At 72.5% G+C, this 19,129-nt stretch carries 16 protein-coding genes, 1 tRNA gene and 1 riboswitch; of the genes, 12 read left to right on the top strand and 5 right to left on the bottom strand.

The genetic code is table 11. The annotated features are described in order from the left end of the window. Window positions 1–72: 72 nt before the first annotated feature. A riboswitch (cyclic di-GMP riboswitch) is annotated at window positions 73–164 on the top strand. A gap of 27 nt (window positions 165–191) precedes the next feature. Then, window positions 192–392 carry a sulfur carrier protein ThiS gene (gene thiS / locus FPV26_RS04580; RefSeq protein ID WP_147652541.1) on the bottom strand — a complete coding sequence of 67 codons (201 nt, stop codon included), beginning with the start codon at window positions 390–392 and terminating at the stop codon, window positions 192–194. A gap of 126 nt (window positions 393–518) precedes the next feature. On the opposite strand from thiS, the gene FPV26_RS04575 reads away from it, so the two are divergent. The 5 genes from FPV26_RS04575 (at window position 519) to FPV26_RS04555 (ending at window position 5,897) form a co-directional block, all read left to right on the top strand. Next, complete coding sequence (locus FPV26_RS04575) at window positions 519–2,360, top strand: autotransporter domain-containing protein (RefSeq protein WP_147652540.1); 1,842 nt, start codon at window positions 519–521, stop codon at window positions 2,358–2,360. Between the two features lie 80 nt (window positions 2,361–2,440). After that, window positions 2,441–2,514 (top strand) — tRNA-Gly (locus FPV26_RS04570). A 131-nt stretch (window positions 2,515–2,645) separates the two neighbouring features. Beyond that, on the top strand, window positions 2,646–3,584 hold the full coding sequence (gene rimK, locus FPV26_RS04565; RefSeq protein WP_147652539.1) for a 30S ribosomal protein S6--L-glutamate ligase: 939 nt from the start codon (window positions 2,646–2,648) through the stop codon (window positions 3,582–3,584). Between the two features lie 278 nt (window positions 3,585–3,862). Continuing rightward, window positions 3,863–4,543: a response regulator transcription factor gene (locus FPV26_RS04560; RefSeq protein WP_147652538.1), complete on the top strand. Its 681-nt coding sequence runs from the start codon at window positions 3,863–3,865 to the stop codon at window positions 4,541–4,543. After that, a complete protein-coding gene (locus FPV26_RS04555) occupies window positions 4,533–5,897 on the top strand; it encodes a sensor histidine kinase (protein ID WP_147652537.1) in 1,365 nt (454 codons plus the stop codon). The genes FPV26_RS04560 and FPV26_RS04555 overlap by 11 nt, the downstream gene beginning before the upstream one ends. On the opposite strand, the gene FPV26_RS04550 is transcribed toward FPV26_RS04555, so the two are convergent. Both FPV26_RS04550 and FPV26_RS04545 read right to left on the bottom strand, forming a co-directional pair. After that, window positions 5,867–6,784, bottom strand: coding sequence for a branched-chain amino acid transaminase (locus tag FPV26_RS04550; protein WP_147652536.1), 918 nt, complete (start codon window positions 6,782–6,784; stop codon window positions 5,867–5,869). The genes FPV26_RS04555 and FPV26_RS04550 overlap by 31 nt on opposite strands. A gap of 66 nt (window positions 6,785–6,850) precedes the next feature. After that, window positions 6,851–7,429 (bottom strand): hypothetical protein, encoded by a 579-nt coding sequence (locus FPV26_RS04545; protein ID WP_147652535.1) that lies wholly within the window; start codon window positions 7,427–7,429, stop codon window positions 6,851–6,853. A gap of 113 nt (window positions 7,430–7,542) precedes the next feature. Between FPV26_RS04545 and gcvT the strand changes: the two genes are divergently transcribed. The 4 genes from gcvT (at window position 7,543) to FPV26_RS04525 (ending at window position 10,319) form a co-directional block, all read left to right on the top strand. Then, window positions 7,543–8,658, top strand: coding sequence for a glycine cleavage system aminomethyltransferase GcvT (gcvT, locus tag FPV26_RS04540; protein WP_147652534.1), 1,116 nt, complete (start codon window positions 7,543–7,545; stop codon window positions 8,656–8,658). 80 nt (window positions 8,659–8,738) lie between these two features. Beyond that, on the top strand, window positions 8,739–9,134 hold the full coding sequence (gene gcvH / locus FPV26_RS04535) for a glycine cleavage system protein GcvH (RefSeq protein ID WP_147652533.1): 396 nt from the start codon (window positions 8,739–8,741) through the stop codon (window positions 9,132–9,134). 191 nt (window positions 9,135–9,325) lie between these two features. Then, the gene (locus FPV26_RS04530) at window positions 9,326–9,592 is read left to right on the top strand and encodes a hypothetical protein (protein WP_147652532.1); all 267 of its coding nucleotides are present in this window, start codon (window positions 9,326–9,328) and stop codon (window positions 9,590–9,592) included. A gap of 325 nt (window positions 9,593–9,917) precedes the next feature. Then, the gene (locus tag FPV26_RS04525; protein ID WP_147652531.1) at window positions 9,918–10,319 is read left to right on the top strand and encodes a hypothetical protein; all 402 of its coding nucleotides are present in this window, start codon (window positions 9,918–9,920) and stop codon (window positions 10,317–10,319) included. 102 nt (window positions 10,320–10,421) lie between these two features. Here the strand turns inward: FPV26_RS04525 and FPV26_RS04520 are convergent, their stop codons facing one another. Then, on the bottom strand, window positions 10,422–11,846 hold the full coding sequence (locus FPV26_RS04520; RefSeq protein ID WP_147652530.1) for a serine hydrolase domain-containing protein: 1,425 nt from the start codon (window positions 11,844–11,846) through the stop codon (window positions 10,422–10,424). An 87-nt stretch (window positions 11,847–11,933) separates the two neighbouring features. Between FPV26_RS04520 and FPV26_RS04515 the strand changes: the two genes are divergently transcribed. The 3 genes from FPV26_RS04515 to FPV26_RS04505 all read left to right on the top strand — a co-directional run bounded on the left by FPV26_RS04515 (window position 11,934) and on the right by FPV26_RS04505 (window position 17,498). Beyond that, the gene (locus FPV26_RS04515) at window positions 11,934–12,527 is read left to right on the top strand and encodes a LemA family protein (protein WP_147652529.1); all 594 of its coding nucleotides are present in this window, start codon (window positions 11,934–11,936) and stop codon (window positions 12,525–12,527) included. A 20-nt stretch (window positions 12,528–12,547) separates the two neighbouring features. Continuing rightward, window positions 12,548–14,449, top strand: a complete 1,902-nt coding sequence (locus tag FPV26_RS04510) for a M48 family metallopeptidase (protein WP_147652528.1) — start codon at window positions 12,548–12,550, stop codon at window positions 14,447–14,449. A gap of 163 nt (window positions 14,450–14,612) precedes the next feature. Next, complete coding sequence (locus tag FPV26_RS04505) at window positions 14,613–17,498, top strand: sensor domain-containing protein (RefSeq protein WP_181952555.1); 2,886 nt, start codon at window positions 14,613–14,615, stop codon at window positions 17,496–17,498. Window position 17,499: 1 nt separating this feature from the next. Here the strand turns inward: FPV26_RS04505 and FPV26_RS04500 are convergent, their stop codons facing one another. Next, window positions 17,500–19,089, bottom strand: coding sequence for a GMC family oxidoreductase (locus FPV26_RS04500; RefSeq protein WP_147652526.1), 1,590 nt, complete (start codon window positions 19,087–19,089; stop codon window positions 17,500–17,502). Between the last annotated feature and the right edge of the window lie 40 nt (window positions 19,090–19,129).

The following is a 19,129-nucleotide window of genomic DNA, read 5'->3' as shown; positions in this document are numbered from 1 at the left end:
GGGCCGCCCTCGCGCCCGGGTTTCCCCTGGACCCGGCGCAGCCGGCCGCTCGCGCGCGATGTCGCATCGCGCGGTCCGACAAGGCACACCCGGCGCGAGCCGGCGTCGCAAAGCTTTCGGGTCCCCGGCGCAATCCCCCCGCCGCGGACGGCCGGGTTCCCGTGACCGCCCGATGCGTCTCGCGCGTTCTTTCAGCCGCCGCCGAGGGCGTGCACGATCTCGACCCGGTCCCCGGCCTGCAGTTCGTGGCGGGCATGCGCGCCGCGCGGCACGATCGTGCCGTTGACCTCGACCGCGACCCGGCGCCCGGCCAGGCCCTCGCGTTGCAGCAGGTCGAGCACGGTGCACGGCGCCTGGAGCCGGCGCGGCTCGCCGTTGAGCAGGATGTCCATGCGCCCATTGTCGCCGCAGGCCGGCCCGAGGGCGAAGGGCGGTTGAGCGTGTCCGGCGTTTCTGGAACCATCGGCGCATACGGCCGCGCACGTTGCGCGGCCGCTTTCTCCGGGGAGCCCCAACGCATGAAGCCCAGCCGCCTGACCCGTTCCGCCCTCGCCTGCGCCCTCGCCCTGGTCTTCGCGCCGGTGGCCGCGCAGACCTACAGCCAGACCGTGTTCTTCGGCGACAGCCTCACCGACGCGGGGTTCTACCGCCCGATCCTGCCGCCCAGCGCGCAGGCGGTGACCGGCCGCTTCACCACCAATCCGGGCCTGGTGTGGGCGGAGTTCCTGGCCCAGTACTACGGCACCGACGCCGCGCCGGCCTGGCAGCTCACCTCCACCGGCATCGCGCCCGGCACCGGCGACAACTACGCGGCGGGCGGGGCGACGATCAACCTCGGCCCCGGCTTCCCGCCGACCAACCCGACCCAGTTCGCCCCCTCCATCGGCCTGCAGATCCAGGCGCACCTGTCCGCCAACGGCGGCCGCGCCGACCCGAACGCGCTGTACACCGTCTGGGGCGGCGCCAACGACCTGTTCTTCCACCTCAACGGCCTGACCACGCAGGCGACGTTCCTCGCCGCGGCGGGCCGGGAGGTGACGCTGGTGCAGTCGCTGCAGAACGCCGGCGCGCGCTACATCCTGGTGCCGACGATGCCCGACGTGGGCAGGACGCCGTTCGGCCTGTCGCTGGGGCCGGCCGGCTCGGCCGGCGTGACCACGCTGGTGCAGACCTACAACACGACGCTGTTCAACGGCCTGCAGCAGGCCGGCGTGCGGGTGATCCCGCTCGACACCTTCCACTTCCTGCGCGAGATCGCGGCCGCGCCGTCCGCCTACGGCCTGGTCAATGTCACCGCGCCGGCCTGCGGCAGCACCTCCTCGCTGGTGTGCACGCCGGGCAACCTGGTCGCGCCCGGCGCGAACGAGACCTTCGCCTTCGCCGACGGCGTGCACCCGACCACGGCCGGCCATCGCCTGCTGGCCGATTTCGCGATCTCGGTGCTGGAGGCCCCGCGCCAGATCGCGGTGCTGCCGCACTCGGCGGCGATGGTCGGCCGCGCCCGCGCCGAGCGCGTGGCCCAGCACTGGCAGGGCGGGGAAGGCGAGGGCATGCGCTGGTGGGCGGACGTGCGCGGCGACAACCAGCGCTACGGCGACGGTGACGATTACGACGGCATGGGGCCGACCCTGACCTTCGGCGTGGACTGGGTCCGCGGCGCCTTCGCCTGGGGCGCGTTCGCCGGCTACGGCCGCCAGGACATCGACTTCGGCCAGCGCCGCGGCGAGTTCGAGCAGAGCGACGCCACGCTCGGCGGCTTCGTCGGCTGGCGCGGCGACGGCCCCTGGGTCAACGCCCAGGTCAGCTACAGCAGGCTCGGCTTCGACGTCGAGCGCGAGGTGCACCTGGGCCCGGCCACGCGCGTGCATCGCGGCTCGCCCGACGGCGACAACCTGACCGTCGCCGCCAGCGCGGGCTGGGAGTTCGGCGGCGAGCGCCTGCGCCACGGCCCGGTGCTGGCGGTGATCTCGCAGCGGATCGAAGTGGACGGCTACGCCGAGGACAGCACCGAGTCCACCGCGCTGGCCTATCCGGAGCAGGCGTTCGACTCGCTGATCGGCAGCATCGGCTGGCAGGCGAGCTACGCGATCCACGACCACCTGGTGCCGTACGCGCGCCTGACCGTGGACCGCGAGTTCGAGGATCCGGCCGAGGAAGCCTTCGCCCAGTCCCGCTCGATGCCGGGCACCGCGCCGTTCGCGGTGCCGGGCCTGGACCGCGACCAGGACTACGCCACGATCACCTTCGGCGCCCGCACCCGCCTGTTCGGGCTGGACGCGAACATCGGCGCCAGCGCCACCGTCCAGCAAGGCGGCGGCAACGACGCCACGGTGTTCGTGACCCTCGGCGGGGGCTTCTGAACCATGCCCGGACGCGGCGCCGGAGGCCCGCCGGCGCCGCGTTGCCAAGCCCGGCCGACGGGGCATAGACTTCGGCCCGTGCGGGCGTAGTTCAATGGTAGAACTTCGGCTTCCCAAGCCGATAGCGTGGGTTCGATTCCCATCGCCCGCTCCAGATCCCGACGGCGGCCCGCGTGGCCGCCGTTTTCACTTGGAGCGTCTTCGATTGGGGCAGCTTCGATCGGGGCATCGGCATCGTCTCCGGCGTGCGGCGCCGGGCGGGCCCGCTGCCCGCAGGACCGGGCCATGAAACTCGCGATCCTCTCGCGCAACAGCAAGCTCTACTCGACCCGCCGCCTGGTCGAGGCGGCGCGTGCGCACGGGCACACGGTGCGCGTGCTCGACCCGCTGCGCTGCTACATGCGCATCGGCAGCGACGGGTTCGCGATCCACCACAAGGGCCGGCCGCTGACCGACTACGACGCGGTGCTGCCGCGCATCGGCGCCTCGATCACGCGCTACGGCAGCGCGGTGCTGCGCCAGTTCGAACTGATGGGCTGCTACACGCCCAACCCGTCCGACGCGATCCTGATCGCGCGCGACAAGCTGCGCTGCCACCAGCTGCTGGCCGCACACGGGTTGCGGCTGCCGACCACGGTGATCGGCGACAATCCCGACGACACCGCCGACCTGCTGTCCCTGCTCGGCCCGCCCCCGCACGTGATCAAGCTGACCGAGGGCAGCCAGGGCGCCGGGGTGATGCTGACCGAGAAGCCCTCGGCGAGCCGCGCCGCGGTGGAGGCCCTGCGCGGGCTGTACGCGAACTTCCTGGTGCAGGAGTTCGTGGCCGAGGCGGAAGGGGCGGACCTGCGCTGCCTGGTGGTGGGTGGCAAGGTGGTCGCGGCGATGCGGCGCCAGGCGCCGCTGGGCGACTTCCGCTCCAACCTGCATCGCGGCGGCAGCGCCAGTGCCGAAACCCCGAGCCCGGAGGAGGCGCGCACCGCAATCCGCGCCGCGCGCCTGCTCGGCCTGGGCGTGGCCGGCGTGGACCTGATCCGCTCCCGGCGCGGGCCGCTGGTGCTGGAGGTCAACGCCTCGCCCGGCCTGGAGGGGATCGAGGCCGCCAGCGGGGTGGACGTGGCCGATGCGATCATCCGCCACATCGCCCGTGGGGTCCGGCGCCACCGGACCGCGCCCGTGCCCGCCGCCGCGGCACGATCCCGGCCGCAACAGTCTCGTAAGTAATTGATTCTCCGATTGATCTGGCAGGGCCGCTGGCCCCGGTCGCTGGCTTAACAAAATCTTCACGCGATTTGGCGACCCCTTTAACGGTGCTTTAATCGCGCCCCCCGTAGCCTGTGCCGACCGCACTCTGCGGCGCTCCTGCCGACTCTCGGACGGACGAAGCGGATTACGGTAATCGGGGTTAGACCTTCGGCCCGGGCGCTCGCCGCGTCCGGGCTTTTTTTGTCCGCGGCGGCGTCGCGGCTGACGGGGGTGCGGCCAGAGGTTAATCTCGCTGCATGCGCATCCTCGTCATCGAAGACAACCAGGACATCGCCGCCAACCTCGGGGACTACCTCGAGGACCGCGGCCACAGCGTGGATTTCGCCGCCGACGGCGTGACCGGGCTGCACCTGGCGGTGATCAACGACTTCGACGCGATCGTGCTCGACCTCAACCTGCCGGGCATGGACGGCCTGGAGGTGTGCCGCAAGCTGCGCACCGAGGCGCGCAAGCAGACCCCGGTGCTGATGCTGACCGCGCGCGACACGCTCGAGAACAAGCTCGCCGGGTTCGAGTCGGGCGCGGACGACTACCTGATCAAGCCGTTCGCGCTGCAGGAGGTCGAGGTGCGCCTGAACGCCCTCACCCGCCGCGGCAAGGGCGTGCAGACACGGGTGCTGACCGTGGGCGACCTCGAGTACAACCTCGACACGCTCGAGGTTCGGCGCCAGGGCAAGCTGCTCCAGCTCAACCCGACCGCGCTGAAGATCCTGCAGGCGCTGATGGAGGCCTCGCCCGCGGTGGTCACCCGCCAGGAGCTGGAGACGCGGGTGTGGGGCGAGGAGCTGCCCGATTCGGATTCGCTGCGGGTGCACATCCACGGCCTGCGCGCCGTGATCGACAAGCCGTTCGGCGTGCCCCTGATCCAGACCCGCCACGGCATCGGCTACCGGATCGCCGCGCCCGATGCCGAGTGAACAGGCGCCGGCCCGCCGCCCGCGGCGCTACCGCCGGCGGCTGCGCAGCCGCATCGTCCTCTCGTTCTTCCTGCTCGGCGTCAGCCTGACGCTGCTGCTGGCCTTCGCCACCAACTGGGCGCGCAACCGGGTCGAGGACGCGCTGGTGGTGGACGTGCTCAACCGCAACATCGACGAGTACGCGCGCCGCTACTACGCCGACCCGGACCGTCGCCCCGACCTGCCGGTGCAGCAGATGCGCGCCTACGTGTTTGCGCCGGACAGCGAACGGCTGCGCACCGATTTCCCCGAGTGGGTGGAACTCCCCGACGGCGTGTACGGGCTCGACGGCGTCAACCCCGACGGCACGCCGTTCTCGTACAAGCTCGCGGTGCGCAAGACGCCGGAGGCCTGGTTCTTCGTCGCCTACGACATGACCCAGACCCTCCGCGGCGAACAGCGCTTCCGGCGCGCGCTGTACGGCGCGGTGGTGGTGTTCTCGGCGCTGTCGCTGCTGGTCGGCTGGTGGGCGGCCTCGCGGGTGATGCGGCCGGTATCGGAGCTGGCCGCGCTGCTGAAGGAATCCGGCCGCAGCCCGCAACCCGAGGGCCTGGCCGGGCACTTCGCGGAGGACGAGGTCGGCCAGCTCGCCGCCGCGCTCGACGACTACGCCGGGCGCCTGACCGAGGTGGTCAAGCGCGACCGCGAGTTCAACGCCGACGTCAGCCACGAGCTGCGCACGCCGCTGGCGGTGATCCGCGGCGCCACCGAGCTGCTGCTCGCACGCCAGGACCTGGATGAGCGCACCCGCGCGCGCCTGCGCCGGATCCAGCGCGCCGAGCAGCAGTGCACCGACCTGATCAGCGCGCTGCTGCTGCTGTCGCGCAACGAGCGCGGGCACGGCATCTGCGACGTGGGCAAGGTGGCCGAGCAGCTGCTGGAGACCCACCGCGCCCAGCTCGGCGGCAAGCCGCTGGAGTTGCGCCTGGAAGGCGAGGGCGGCCTGATCGTGGACGCGCCCGAGGCGGCGGTGTCGGTCGCGCTCGGCAACCTGATCGGCAACGCGGTCAAGTACACCGCGCGCGGCGAGGTGGTGGTGCGGCTGCGCCCCGATGCGGTGGAGGTGGCCGACACCGGCCCCGGCCTGAGCGCCGAGGACGCCGCGCGGCTGTTCGAGCGCGGCTACCGCGGCAGCCACGCCGGCCACACCCACGGCGGCGGCATCGGCCTGTCCATCGTCCGCCGCCTGTGCGAGCTGTACGGCTGGCAGGTGCGGGTGCTGCCCGGCGAACCGGGCGGCGTGGTCGCCACCCTCGTCTTCTCGCCGCCGGGCGGCGTGGGTGGTCAGGCCTCGACCGGCTCCAGCCAGCCGTAGCGGTCCGGCGTGCGGCCGTCGAACAGGCCGAAGAACAGCTCCTGCATGCGCCGCGTCACCGGCCCCGGGCGGCCCTCGCCGACCTGGCGGCCGTCCACCGAGCGGATCGGGGTGATCTCGGCCGCGGTGCCGCACATGAACAGCTCGTCGCACAGGTACAGGTACTCGCGCGGGATGTCGCGCTCGACCACCGGGATGCCGTGGTCGCGCGCCAGCGTCATCAGCGTGTTGCGGGTGATGCCGTTGAGCAGCGCGGCGCTGACCGGCGGGGTGTGCAGCGCGCCGTCGAAGACCAGGAACAGGTTCTCGCCCGCGCCCTCGCTGAGCAGGCCGGTGGAGGCCAGGGCGATGCCCTCGCCGAAGCCGAGCCGGCGCGCCTCGCGCGCGACCAGCTGCCCGGAGAGGTAGTTGCCGCCGGCCTTGGCCCCGGCCGGGATCGTGTTCGGCGCGAAGCGCTGCCAGCTCGAGACGCAGGCGTCTATGCCCTGTTCGAGCACGCCGTCGCCGAGGTAGGCGCCCATCTGCCATGCGGCCACCGCCACGTCGGTCGGCGTATCGGCCGAGAGACCGAAACCGCCCAGGCCGCGGAACGCGACCGGGCGCAGGTAGGCCTTGGTCAGGCCGTTGGCCTTCACCACCTCGCGGCAGGCGGCGTTGATCTGCTCCAGCGTGTACGGCATCGCCAGCTCGTAGATCTTCGCCGAGGCGAACAGGCGCTTGTTGTGGTCGGTGAGGCGGAAGATCGCCGGGCCGTTGGGCGTCTCGTAGCTGCGGATGCCCTCGAACACCGAGGAGCCGTAATGCAGTGCATGCGCCATCACATGGGTGGTCGCCTCGGCCCAGGGCTTGATGCGGCCGTTGTGCCAGATCCAGTCGGGATAGCGCATGGTTCGGGGCCTCGCGGGAAAGGCGCTATTGTGCCGGAGCCTCCGCGCCGCGGCCGCGGCCGGAGGTCACAGGCTCAGCCACCAGCAGCCGTAGCGGCGGCGCAGGGCGAACACCGTGCGCGCGGGGGTGCGGCCGTCGGCGAGGGTCTGCTCGAGCCGCAGCGCGACCGGCGCGCCCCTGCGCGAGGACGCGGCGCCGGCCGGAGCGGCGGCGGTGTCGGCGGGCTCCCCGGTTTCCGCGCCCGCCGGGGCGTACACCGGCACCACGTCCACCAGCGGCCGCCGCGCCACCGTCTCCAGGCGTGCCAGCAGCGGCCCGGCCGCGTCGTCGGAGATTCCCGTCCAGTGATGGAGCGAGGCCAGGCGATTGACGTCGCGGGCGTCCACCGCGGTGGTCAGTGCGTACACCAGGTCCTGCAGGTTGCGCGCGCAGCCGTGGGGCACTTGTCGCACCGCGCCGGCCGCGCGTGCGCGCGCCGACGCCACCGGGGTATCGCGCGCGCCGAGCTCGGCGCAGCGGCGGTCGGTGAACAGCGGCGTGCCGTCGGGCAGCACGCAGCGGCGCACCTGCGCGGGCAGGGCGGGCGGCAGGCACAGCCCGGCCAGCACGGCCACGCACGCCAGGACGGGACGGAGCGCAGGCATCCGTCGAGCCTAGCGCCGTGGGCGGATGCACGGAAGCCGCACGGCCGCGCGCGCCGGGCGCCCCGGCGCGGCTCTGGGATAATGCGCGGCCCCTCCCCGCACCCCGGATGCCCATGGCCCGCAAGACGATCCTCAACGACGCCCATCGCGCCCTCGGCGCCAGGATGGTGGACTTCGGCGGCTGGGACATGCCGCTGCACTACGGCTCGCAGGTCGAGGAGCACCACCAGGTGCGGCGCGACGCCGGCATGTTCGACGTCTCGCACATGACCGTGGTGGACCTCACCGGCGCCCGCGTGCGCGAGTTCCTGCGCCACCTGCTCGCCAATTCGGTGGACAAGCTGAAGTCGCCGGGCAAGGCGCTGTACAGCGCCATGCTGAACGAGCAGGGCGGGGTGATCGACGACCTGATCGTCTATTTCGTGGAGGAAGGGTTCTTCCGCATGGTGGTCAATGCCGCCACCCGCGAGAAGGACCTGGCCTGGATCGCCCGCCAGGCGCAGGCCTTCGAAGCGGGTGTGCGCGAGCGGCCCGAGTTCGCGATCGTCGCCGTGCAGGGCCCGAATGCGCGGGCGAAGGTGCTGGGCCTGCTGTCCGAGCAGGATCGTGAGCGCATCGGCAAGCTGCCGCGCTTCGCCGCCGGGCAGGCGCGCACCGCGGACGGCGCCGAGCTGTTCGTCGCCCGCACCGGCTACACCGGCGAGGACGGCTTCGAGGTGATCGTGCCGCAGGCGCAGGCCGTGGCGCTGTGGGACGCGCTGCTCGCCGCCGGGGTGAAGCCCGCCGGCCTGGGCGCGCGCGACACGTTGCGGCTGGAGGCCGGCATGGCGCTGTACGGCCAGGACATGGACGAGACCGTGACCCCGTTCGAGGCCGGGCTCGGCTGGACGGTCGTGCTCGACGCGGGCCGCGACTTCATCGGCCGCGCCGCGCTCGAGGCGCAGCTGGCCGCCGGCGTGCCGCGGCAGACGATCGGCCTGGTGATGGACGAGAAGGGCGTGCTGCGCCACGGACAGAAGGTGCTCACCGCCCATGGCGAGGGCGAGATTTTGTCCGGTACGTTCTCGCCGACCCTGGGCAAGGCGATCGCGCTGGCACGCGTGCCGGCCGGCGGGATTCCGCTCGGTACCGACGGCAACGTGCGGGTGGACATCCGCGGCCGCGAGGTGCCGGTGCGCGTGGTGAAGTTCCCGTTCGTGCGCGAGGGCAAACCGCAGCCCGGCGTCTGACACCCCGCCACCGGTCCGCCGGTTGGCTACACTAGCCGTCCCTTTCACCGCCTGCCCGACGCAAGACACGGAGCACCCCGATGAGCGAGATCCCCGGCGACCTGAAGTTCATGAAGTCCCACGAGTGGGCCCGCGTCGAGGGCGACGGCCGCGTCACGGTCGGCATCTCCGACCACGCGCAGGAACTGCTGGGGGACCTGGTCTACGTGGAGCTGCCCGCGGTCGGCGACCGGGTCGAGGCCGGCAATGCCTGCGCCGTGGTCGAGTCGGTGAAGGCCGCCTCCGACGTGTATTCGCCGGTCACCGGCAGGGTGGTCGAGGTCAACGCCGCGCTGGCCGACAAGCCGGAGACGATCAACGAGGACGCCTACGGCGACGGCTGGATCTTCGTGGTCGAGATGGAGGACCCCGAGCAGCTCAACGACCTGCTCTCGCCGGACGACTACGCCAGCCTGATCGAGGAAGAGGAGCACTGAGCTCCCGCCTCTGCCGCGGTCTTCCGATGCCGGCCGCCGTGTGCGGCCGGCGTCGTTTTCGGGGGGCGAATGGCGCCGCGAGGGCGGTCGCGGCGTTGCCGCCGGCCGCCGTGGCGTTCGCGCACTTTCGCGCAAATCGGCTTGTGCAGTGCCGGAAAACGCCCCTTCCGCGGCGCCTTCGCGGCGGCGGCGTGAAGACGCCGCAGAGCCTCGCCTATGCACGCGTGCAGCCTGCGCGGACGCCGCCGCCGCGCCTGCATCGCGCGCGTGGCATTCCGGCGCGGAATGCGGAAAACAAGCTGTTTTTTCCCAACACACGCGCTGTCGTCCGCATTCGCCATTGCATGGCCTTGTCGGTGCGACCGCGCCGCGCGGCCGTGCCGCACACCGCATCCGGGGCGCCGCTCGTCGGCAAGCGGGTGCGGCGGGTTGTTGACAGTGGAAAAAACCGTGATTAGGTTTCGCGCCAGCAGACGTTGCCTGCGGAAACGAGTGACCAACGCCATTGCGACAAAGCGCGTCACGACACGTACCTCCGCCCGGACGCTTCACACGGTGGACGCAGGCCCCGTTTCCCTCGAGAAAACGCAAACGTCTCCCGCATACCCGACCCGCAGCGCCCGGCGCGGCGGGTTTTTTTCTGCCCGGCGCGGCTGCGCCGGGCGCCCCGAATCCGTTCCGGCGTGCCATGCGCGCCGGCGGTTGGCCGCGGGTCCGACTCCCGCGGTGTCGCTTCGAACTGGGCCGTAGTACCGATAGTCCCAATAGACGAGGAGCCATCCCATGGCCATGAAGAAAGCTGCGAAGAAGTCCGCCAAGAAGGCGACGAAGAAGGCCGCCCGCAAACCGGCGGCGAAGAAGGCTGCCAAGAAGACCGCCAAGAAGGCCGCCAAGAAGGCCGTCCGCAAGACTGCGAAGAAGGCCGCCCGCAAGGCGGTGCGCCGTCCGGCCCGCAAGGCCGCCAAGAAGACCGTCCGCAAGGCGGCGAAGAAGGCCGCGCGTCGTCCGGCCCGCAAGGCCGCCAAGAAGACGGCCCGCAAGGGGGCGAAGAAGACGGCCCGCAAGGCCGCGAAGAAGCCTGCCGCGAAGAAGGCCGCGAAGAAGCCTGCGGCGAAGCGCAAGTCGGCCAAGAAGGCGAAGGCCGCACCGGTGGCGATGCCCGCCCCGGTCATGCCGATGATGTAACGACAACCCCGAGTACGCCGTAATCGAGCCCCTTCCCGCGTGCCCAGGCGGGAAGGGGTTTTTCTTGGCGGGTGGGGGGCGACTGGCCGCGGCGGGCCGCGCTCAGCGCGGCGCGGCGGTGGCGTGGGAGGCGTCCATGCCGGAGGGCGGCTTGGCGCCGGTCGTCGGCGTCGTGGCCGCATCCTCCTGCCGCCGGGCGAACAGGGTCGCATCCTCAGGCTCGATGTCGAGCCAGCGTCCGGGCGCCAGCCCGATCGCGCGGTCGAGGATGGTCGGCAGCAACCCGGACGGCGCGGAGCTTTCGCTGTTCCACAGGATCGCCACGCCCAGGTCGCGTTCGGGCAGCAGCGCGATCAGGCCGCGATAGCCCTGCACCGCGCCACCGTGGAAGACCAGGCGGTGGCCGGCGTAGTCGTACACGCGCCAGCCGAGCGCGTAGCTTGCCCACGAGAGGCGTTCGCGGCGCCAGCTCGAGCCGCGGGTCTCGCCCGGCGTGGCCACGATCGGCGCGTGCAGCGTGGCCAGCAGCGGCGCCGGCAGCACATCGGGCCGGTGGCCGGTCTGTGCGATCAGCCATTGCGCCATGTCGGCGGCGCTGGCGTTGACGCCGGCGGCGGGCGCGAGCTGGTAGTAGGTGGGCTTGGGCGACAGCGGCACCCAGCCGTTGCGCCCGCGCACGTGCGGCCGCGCCCAGCGCGGGCTGGCGAGGATGCCGTCCAGCCCCACGCTCGCATCACGCATGCCCAGCGGCGCGAACAGCCGCTCGCGCAGCAGATCCTCGTAGCTGCGCCCGGTCGCGGCCAGGGCCAGGTCGCCGACCAGGCTGAAGGCGACGTTCTGGTAGGCGTAGCACTCGCCCGGCCGGCAGGTCAGTGGCGCCTCGGCCAGGCGCCGGGTGAGCGTGCGGTAGTCGGCGTAGCGCTCGATGTCGCGGTCATAGGTGTTGTGCGGCAGGCCGAGGCGATGGCTGAGCACGTCGGCCACCGTCACCTTGTGCGAGGCGTAGGGATCCTGCAGCCGGAACTCCGGAAGGTAGTCGCGCACGCGGCTGTCCCAGCGCAGCGAGCCGTCGGCGACCAGCAGGCCGGTGAGGGTGCCGGCGAAACCCTTCGACAACGAGGCCAGGCGGAACACGGTGTGCACGTCCACCGGCTCGCCGGCGTAGGTGTCGGTGATGCCGTAGCCGCGCGCGCTGAGCACCCGGCCGCCCTGCACGATCGCCAGCGCCAGGCCCGGCACGCGCCGGTCGGCCACCAGCCGCTCGGCGAGCCGCTCGAACTCGGCGACCTCGAACCCCTGTGCCGGGGACATGCGCGGGATCGCGGTCGCCGGCGAGCGGATCGCGTACTGCGCGGGGGGAACGGCGCGTGCAGCCGGAGCGGAGGCGGACGGAGCGGGGTCGGCGACCGGCGTGCCCGGCCAGCGCAACGGCGTCTCGGCGCTGGCCAGGGCGAGCGGGAGCAGCAGGGCGAGCGCCGTCAGGCGCCAACCCCGTCGATGCCGGCCCCGGCCCTGCACGCCTTTCATCGCGGGCGCCCCCTGCGTATGCTGCGAATGAACAGGCCGATCTTATAGCGCCATGCCGGCCTGCTTGCCTGAACATGGGGAGCCCCGATGAGCCTGCTTGTGACCGTCGTCATCCTTGCCGTGCTCGCGTTCTGGGTCGTTGGCCTGTACAACGGCCTGGTCCGGGCGCGCAACGCCTTCCGCAACGCCTTCGCCCAGATCGACGTGCAGCTGCAGCGGCGCTTCGACCTGATCCCGAACCTGGTCGAGACCGCCAAGGGCTACCTCAAGCACGAACGCGAAACCCTGGAGGCGGTGATCGCCGCCCGCGGCGCGGCGATCGCCGGGCTGTCGGCAGCCAAGGCCCATCCCGGCGACGCCGCAGCGATGGCCGAACTCGCCGCCACGCAAGGGGCGCTCAACGGCGCGCTCGGCCGCCTGCTGGCCGTGGTCGAGGCCTACCCCGACCTCAAGGCCAACCAGAACATGATGCAGCTCAGCGAGGAGCTGACCTCGACCGAGAACAAGGTCGCCTTCGCCCGCCAGGCCTACAACGACGCGGTGATGAGCTACAACAACAAGCGCGAGACGTTCCCGTCCAACCTCGTGGCGGGCATGCTCGGGTTCGGTCCGGCGGCGCTGTTGGAGATCCCGGCCGAACAGCAGGCGCAGGTGCGCGCAGCGCCGAAGGTGCAGTTCTGAGCGAGGGGTGACCCTCCCGCATGAACTTCTACGAACGCCAGGAAGCCGCCCGGCGCGGCTCGACGCGGCTGGTGGTGCTGTTCGTGCTCGCGGTGCTGGGCATCGTGGCCGCGGTGGACCTGGCGGTGCTGTTCCTGCTGGGCGGCGGCGAGCGCAGCGGCACGCTGCTGGCCTTCACCACCCTGTTCACCGCCGCGGTGATCGGCCTGGGCTCGCTGTACCGCATCGCCTCGCTGCGCGGCGGGGGCGATGCGGTGGCGGTGCAGATGGGCGGGGTTCCGGTGCCCGAGGACACCACCGACTTCGCCCTACGCCGGCTGCGCAACGTGGTCGAGGAGATGGCGATCGCCTCGGGCGTGCCGGTGCCGCGGATCTACGTGCTCGAGCACGAGGCCGGCATCAACGCCTTCGCCGCCGGCTACACGCCGGCCGATGCGGCAATCGCGGTGACCCGCGGCGCGCTCCAGCGGCTCAACCGCGACGAGCTGCAGGGGGTGGTCGCGCACGAGTTCAGCCACATCCTCAACGGCGACATGCGCCTGAACCTGCGCCTGATCGGCGTGCTGTTCGGGATCCTCATGCTCGGCCTGATCGGGCGCAAGATCCTCGAGCACGGGCGTGGCGCCCGCGGCCGCAGCGGCGGCGCGGTGCTGATGGTGGCGCTGGTCGCGATGGTGGTCGGCTACATCGGCCTGTTCTTCGGCCGCATGATCAAGGCCGGGGTGAGCCGCACGCGCGAGCGGCTGGCCGATGCCAGCGCGGTGCAGTTCACCCGCCAGGCCCAGGGGCTGGCCGGGGCGCTGAAGAAGATCGCCGGGCTCGCCGAGGGCAGCCGCCTGAGCGAACGCGGCGAGGCCGAGGAAGTCAGCCACATGCTGTTCGGCGACGGCATCGGCTTGTCCGGGCTGTTCGCCACCCATCCGCCGCTGCTGGAGCGGATCCAGGCGCTGGAGCCGGGGTTCCGCCCCGACCAGCTCGAGACGTTGTCGCGGCGCTGGGCGGCTACGCCGCCGGACGGACTCGAGGAAGACCTGCAACTCGGCCTGGCCACGCGCGAGGCGGCCCACGTGCCGTTGCCCGGGGCGGGCAGCGCAGTCGCGTTGTCGCCGTCCGCCGTGGCAATGCAGGTGGCACAGCCCTCGCCCCACGATTACCAGCGCGCGGACGCGATCGTGGCCGCCTTGCCCGAGCCGCTGCGGGCGCTGGCTCGCGACCGGGCGCAGGTGGTGCCGCTGCTGCTGGCCCTGCTGCTGGACGAGGATCCGGCGCTGGCCGCGCGCCAGCTCGGGGAGATCGCCACACGCCTGGGCCCGGCCGTGGCCGAGCAGGCGCGCGCGTCGCGCGCCGGGCCCCTGGCCGGCCTGCATCCCGCCCTGCGTCTGCCGCTGGCCGAGCTCGCCTTCCCGGCGCTGCGCCAGCGGCCACGGCCGGAGCTGGAGGCGTTCCTCGACAGCGTGCATGCGGTGGCGCATGCCGACGGCCGGGTGTCGCTGTTCGAATACTGCCTGGCGCAACTGCTGCGGGTGCAGGTGCGCGAGGCACTCGATCCGGCGCGTTACGCGCGCTTCGGGCGGCGCCGGCTCACCCAGGTGCGCGGCGAGGTGGCCGCGCTGCTGGGCGTGGTGGCACAGTCCGGCCACGACGATCCGGCCGAGGCGCAGCGCGCCTACCTGGCCGGCTTGCAGCATGTCCTGCCGCAGGAACATTTGCCGTATCTCCCGCCCGACAGCAGCGTACAGGCGCTGGACGCGGTCTGGGCGCCGCTGGACGCGCTCGACCCGCTCGCCAAGCAGTCGCTGGTGGAAGCGCTGGCGGCGACGGTCGCGCACGACGGCCGCGTGAATGTGGTCGAAGCGGAATTGCTGCGCACGGTCTGCGCTGTGCTGCACTGCCCCCTGCCGCCGGTACTCGAACGCGGCTAGAGGCAAACGTGGCGACCGCGCCGCGAGGCGCGAGGCAGGAACGAGGCGCCGGCACGGGCGGCGTGCCGGCCCGCTCGACGTGTTCCGGCAGGGGGCGAAATGCTTGGACGGTCGTGATCTCAGGGAGGTGGCGTGGCGCGGAGGCCTGGTGGCGGCAGCGGGCATGGCCGGTGCCGCGGCCGCGCTGGCGCCCGTGGCCGCGCGTGGGCCGGCGTTGCTCGCGGCGTTGCTGGTCGTGCTCGCGCTGGCTGTGCTCGCGGTGCGGCTGCGCACCGGGGCCGTCGCCCGTGCGCGCGGCGCGGCACGCGCCCTGCTGGCCACCAACGTCGCGCTGGAAAGCCGCGCCACCGAGCGTGCGGTGGAACTGGCCGCGGCGAACGCGGCGCTGGAACGCGCCGTGGCCGACCACGAGCGGGCCCTGGCCGAGCTGCGCGCGAGCCAGGACGAGGCGCGCGCGATCATAGACACCGCGTTCGACGCCTACATCGCCATGGACGCCGAGGGCCGCGTGCTGGAATGGAACCGCCAGGCCGAGCGCCTGTTCGGCTGGGCCCGCACCGAGGCGGTCGGCCGCGACCTCGCCGAGCTGATCATTCCGCCGCCCCTGCGCCAGGCCCATCGCCACGGCCTGGCCAATTTCCTGTCCACCGGCGAGGGGACGGTGCTGAACCGCCGGGTGGAGATGACCGCGCTGCACCGCGACGGCCACGAAGTCCCGGTCTCGATGACGATCTGGGCCACGCCGATGGGCGTGTCGTGGAAGTTCAACGCCTTCCTGCACGACGTGCAGCGGCAATGGGCGATCCGGCGGCTGGCGGTGGAGACCGCGACCGCGACCGCGCTGCTCGAATCGGCCTCGCTCGAGGAGGCGGCGCCGCGCGTGCTGCAGACGATCTGCGAGCGGCTGGGGCTGGCGGTGGGACTGCTGTGGCAGGTGGACGCGGAGCTGGAGGCGCTGCGCTGCGTGGCCGCCTGGGAGCGCGACGGCGGCGGCGCCCTGGTCGAGGCCAGCCGGCACATGCTGTTCCCGCGCGGCACCGGCCTGCCCGGGCGGGTCTGGGCGGAGGGCCAGGCCGAGTGGCTGAGCGACGCCGCCGAGGACATGCACTTCGCGCGCCAGCGCCATGCCCGCCACGACGGCCTGCATGCCGCATTCGCGTTCCCGCTGGTCGGTGGCGAGCAGGTGCTGGGCGTGGCCGAGTTCTATGCGCCGGCGGCGATGGAGGCCGACCCGGAACTGCTGGAGACCGTGCAGACCCTGGGCAACCTGCTCGGCCAGTTCATCGCCCGCAAGCAGGCCGAGCACGCGCTGGAGGTGGAGAGCGAGTTCCTGGCCACGGTGCTCGACAGCATCACCGAGGGCATCGTCGCCTGCGACGAACACGGCACCCTGACCCTGTTCAACCGCGCCACCCGCGAGATGCACGGCCTGCCCGAGCAGCCGCTGCCGCCGGAGCAATGGGCCAGCTACTACAGCCTGTACCGCGCCGACGGCGTGACCCCGCTGCCGATGGAGGAAAACCCGCTGCTGCGCGCGTTCCACGGCGAGCGGGTGCACAACCAGGAGATCGTGATCGCGCCGAAGGACCGCCCGGCGCACATCGTGGTCTGCAACGGCCAGAGCATGGTCACCCAGAGCGGGCGCAAGGCCGGCGCGGTGGTGGCGCTGCACGACATCACCGAACGCAAGCAGGCCGAGGAGCGGCTGCAGCAGCTCGCCCACTTCGACACCCTCACCGGCCTGCCGAACCGGCGCCTGTTCTACCAGTCGCTGTACAGCATCCTCGAGCAGGCGGCCGCGAACCGGTGGCTGGTGGCGGTGCTGTTCGTGGACGTGGACCACTTCAAGACCGTCAACGACACCCTCGGCCACGTGGTCGGCGACGAACTGCTGCGCCAGGTCGGACAGCGGCTGGTGAACTGCCTGCGCGTGCGCGACACCGTGGGGCGGCTCGGCGGCGACGAGTTCGGCATCATCCTGGTCGCGCCGCAGGACCCGCAGGGCGCGGTGATCGTCGCCGACAAGCTCAAGGACGCCTTCCGCGAGCCACTCCTCCTCGAAGGGCGCGAAGTCCAGGTCACGCTCAGCATCGGCATCACCGTGTTCCCGGACGACGCGCGCGACGCCGACACCCTGATCCGCTACGCCGACACCGCGATGTACGCGGCCAAGGAGGCCGGGCGCGACGGCTACCGCTTCTACACCGCCGAGATGAACGCGCAGGCGATGGCGCGGCTCGACCTGGAAGTCGCGCTGCGCAAGGCGCTCGACCGCGGCGAGTTCGTGCTGCACTACCAGCCGAAGGTGGACCTCGCCAGCGGCCGTTGCATCGGCGCCGAGGCGCTGCTGCGCTGGGAGCGTCCGGGGCATGGGCTGGTGCCGCCCGGCGAGTTCGTGCCCATGCTCGAGGCCACCGGCCTGATCGTGCCGGTGGGCGAATGGATCATCGAGGAAGCCTGCGCCCAGATCGCGCGCTGGCAGGCGCGCGGCCTGGAGGTCGCGGTGGCGGTGAACGTGTCCGGGCGTCAGGCCGCGCGCATCCTCGGCGAACGCAACGGTGGGGGGGATGCAGCGCAGCATCCGCTGGCCGAGGTCGCGGCGCGCTGCCTGGCCGCGCATGCCGTGCCCCCGGGCCTGCTCGAGTTCGAACTCACCGAGAGCACCCTGATGGCGCACGCCGAGAGCACGGTCAAGCTGCTGCAGCGGCTGCGCGAGCTCGGCATCCGGCTCGCCATCGACGACTTCGGCACCGGCTATTCGAGCCTGGCCTACCTGCGCCGCTTCCCGATCGACGTGGTCAAGATCGACGGCCACTTCGTCCGCGACGTGACCACCAACCCCGAGGACGCGGCGATGGCGCGCGCGATCGTCTCGATGGCGCACAACCTCAGGCTGCACGTGGTGGCCGAGTGCGTGGAGACCGCCGAGCAGCTCGCGTTCCTGCGCGAGGAGGGCTGCGACCTGGCCCAGGGCTACCTGTTCGGCCGGCCGCTGCCGGCCGACGCCTTCGAGGCGCTGCTGCGCGAACGCGAAGGGCGCTGGGGCTGAGTCAGCCCGGGAGGCGGCCGCGGATCAGGTCCGCGGCGCGTTCGGCGATCATGATCGTCGGCGCGTTGGTGTTGCCGCCCACCAGGGTGGGCATTACCGAGGCGTCCACCACGCGCAGGCCTTCCACGCCGCGCACGCGCAGCTGCGGGTCCACCACCGCCGTCTCGTCGCTGCCCATGCGGCAGGTGCCGACCGGGTGGTAGATGGTCTCGGCCTTGGCGCGGACGAAATCCTCCAGCTCGGCGTCGGGCAGGTCGTTGCGCGGGGGGAAGATCGGCGCGCCGCGGTAGGGCGCGAACGCCGGCTGCAGCAGGACCTCCCGCGCCAGCCGCGCGCATTGCACCATCATCCGCAGGTCGAAGCCTTCCGGATCGCCGAGGTAATTGGCCTCGATCCGGGGCGGTTGGCGCGGGTCGGCGCCGGCCAGGCGGATGCGGCCGCGGCTGCGCGGGCGCAGGAAGCAGGCGTGCACGGTGTAGCCGTCGCCGGGCAGGCGGTGGCGGCCGTGGTCGTCGAGCATCGCCGGCACGAAATGCAGCTGGATGTCGGCCAGCGCGTCCGGCGCCAGCGGCGAGCGCACGAAGGCGCCGGCCTCGGCGATGTTGCTGGTGCCGGCGCCGCGGCGGCCGCGCAGGTAGTAGTCGAAGGCGATGCGCAGGTCGCTGACCCGGTCGTAGGTGAGCGGGCGGGTGGCGTGGTGCAGGGTGCAGATGTCGAGATGGTCCTGCAGGTTGGCGCCGACGCCGGGCGCGTCGTGCAGCACCGCGATCCCGTGCCGGCGCAGCTCGTCGGCCGGACCGATGCCGGAAAGCATCAGCAGCTGCGGCGAGTTGATCGCGCCGCCGCACAGCAGCACCTCGCGCGCGGCATGTGCCTGCGCGGGGCGGCCGCGGTGCAGGTAGCGCACGCCGGTGGCGCGCCCGTGCTCGATCACCAGGCCGGTGGCCAGCGCGCCGGTGTGCACGGTCAGGTTCGGCCGCGCCCGCGCCGGGGCCAGGTAGGCGGTGGCCGCCGAGCAGCGCACGCCGTCACGCTGGGTGACCTGGTACAGCCCGGCGCCGAGCTGCTCCGGGCCGTTGAAGTCCGGATTGCGCGGGATGCCGGCCTGGGCCGCGGCCTCGATGAACACCTCCGACAGCGGGTTGACGTGGCGCAGGTCGCTGACCGTGAGCGGGCCGTCGCCGCCGTGCAGCGCGTCGGCGCCGCGCGTATTGCCCTCGCTGCGGCGGAAGTACGGCAGCACCGCGGCCCAGTCCCAGCCGCGGGCGCCCTGCGCCGCCCAGCGGTCGTAGTCGGCGGGCACGCCGCGCGCGTAACACATCGCGTTGATCGCGCTCGACCCGCCCAGCACCTTGCCGCGCGGCCACCACAGCACGCGGTTGTGCAACTGCGGCTCGGGGACGGTGTGGTAGTCCCAGTTGATGTCGCGGCGCTGCACCAGCTTGGCCAGGCCGGCCGGCATGTGGATGAAGGGATGCCAGTCGCGCGGACCGGCCTCCAGCAGCAGCACCCGGGCCGCGGGATCCTCGCTCAGGCGGCCGGCGAGCACGCAGCCGGCCGAGCCGGCGCCGATGATGATGTAGTCGTACACGCGCGGGTCCGGAGACGAACGCCCGGACACTATGCCCCGT

The sequence above is a fragment of the Vulcaniibacterium gelatinicum genome, from assembly GCF_008033445.1.
GTDB classification, from domain to species: Bacteria; Pseudomonadota; Gammaproteobacteria; order Xanthomonadales; family Xanthomonadaceae; genus Vulcaniibacterium_B; species Vulcaniibacterium_B gelatinicum.
Note: the sequence above shows the minus strand (reverse complement) of the source record. Positions and strands in the feature narration are given on the sequence as shown.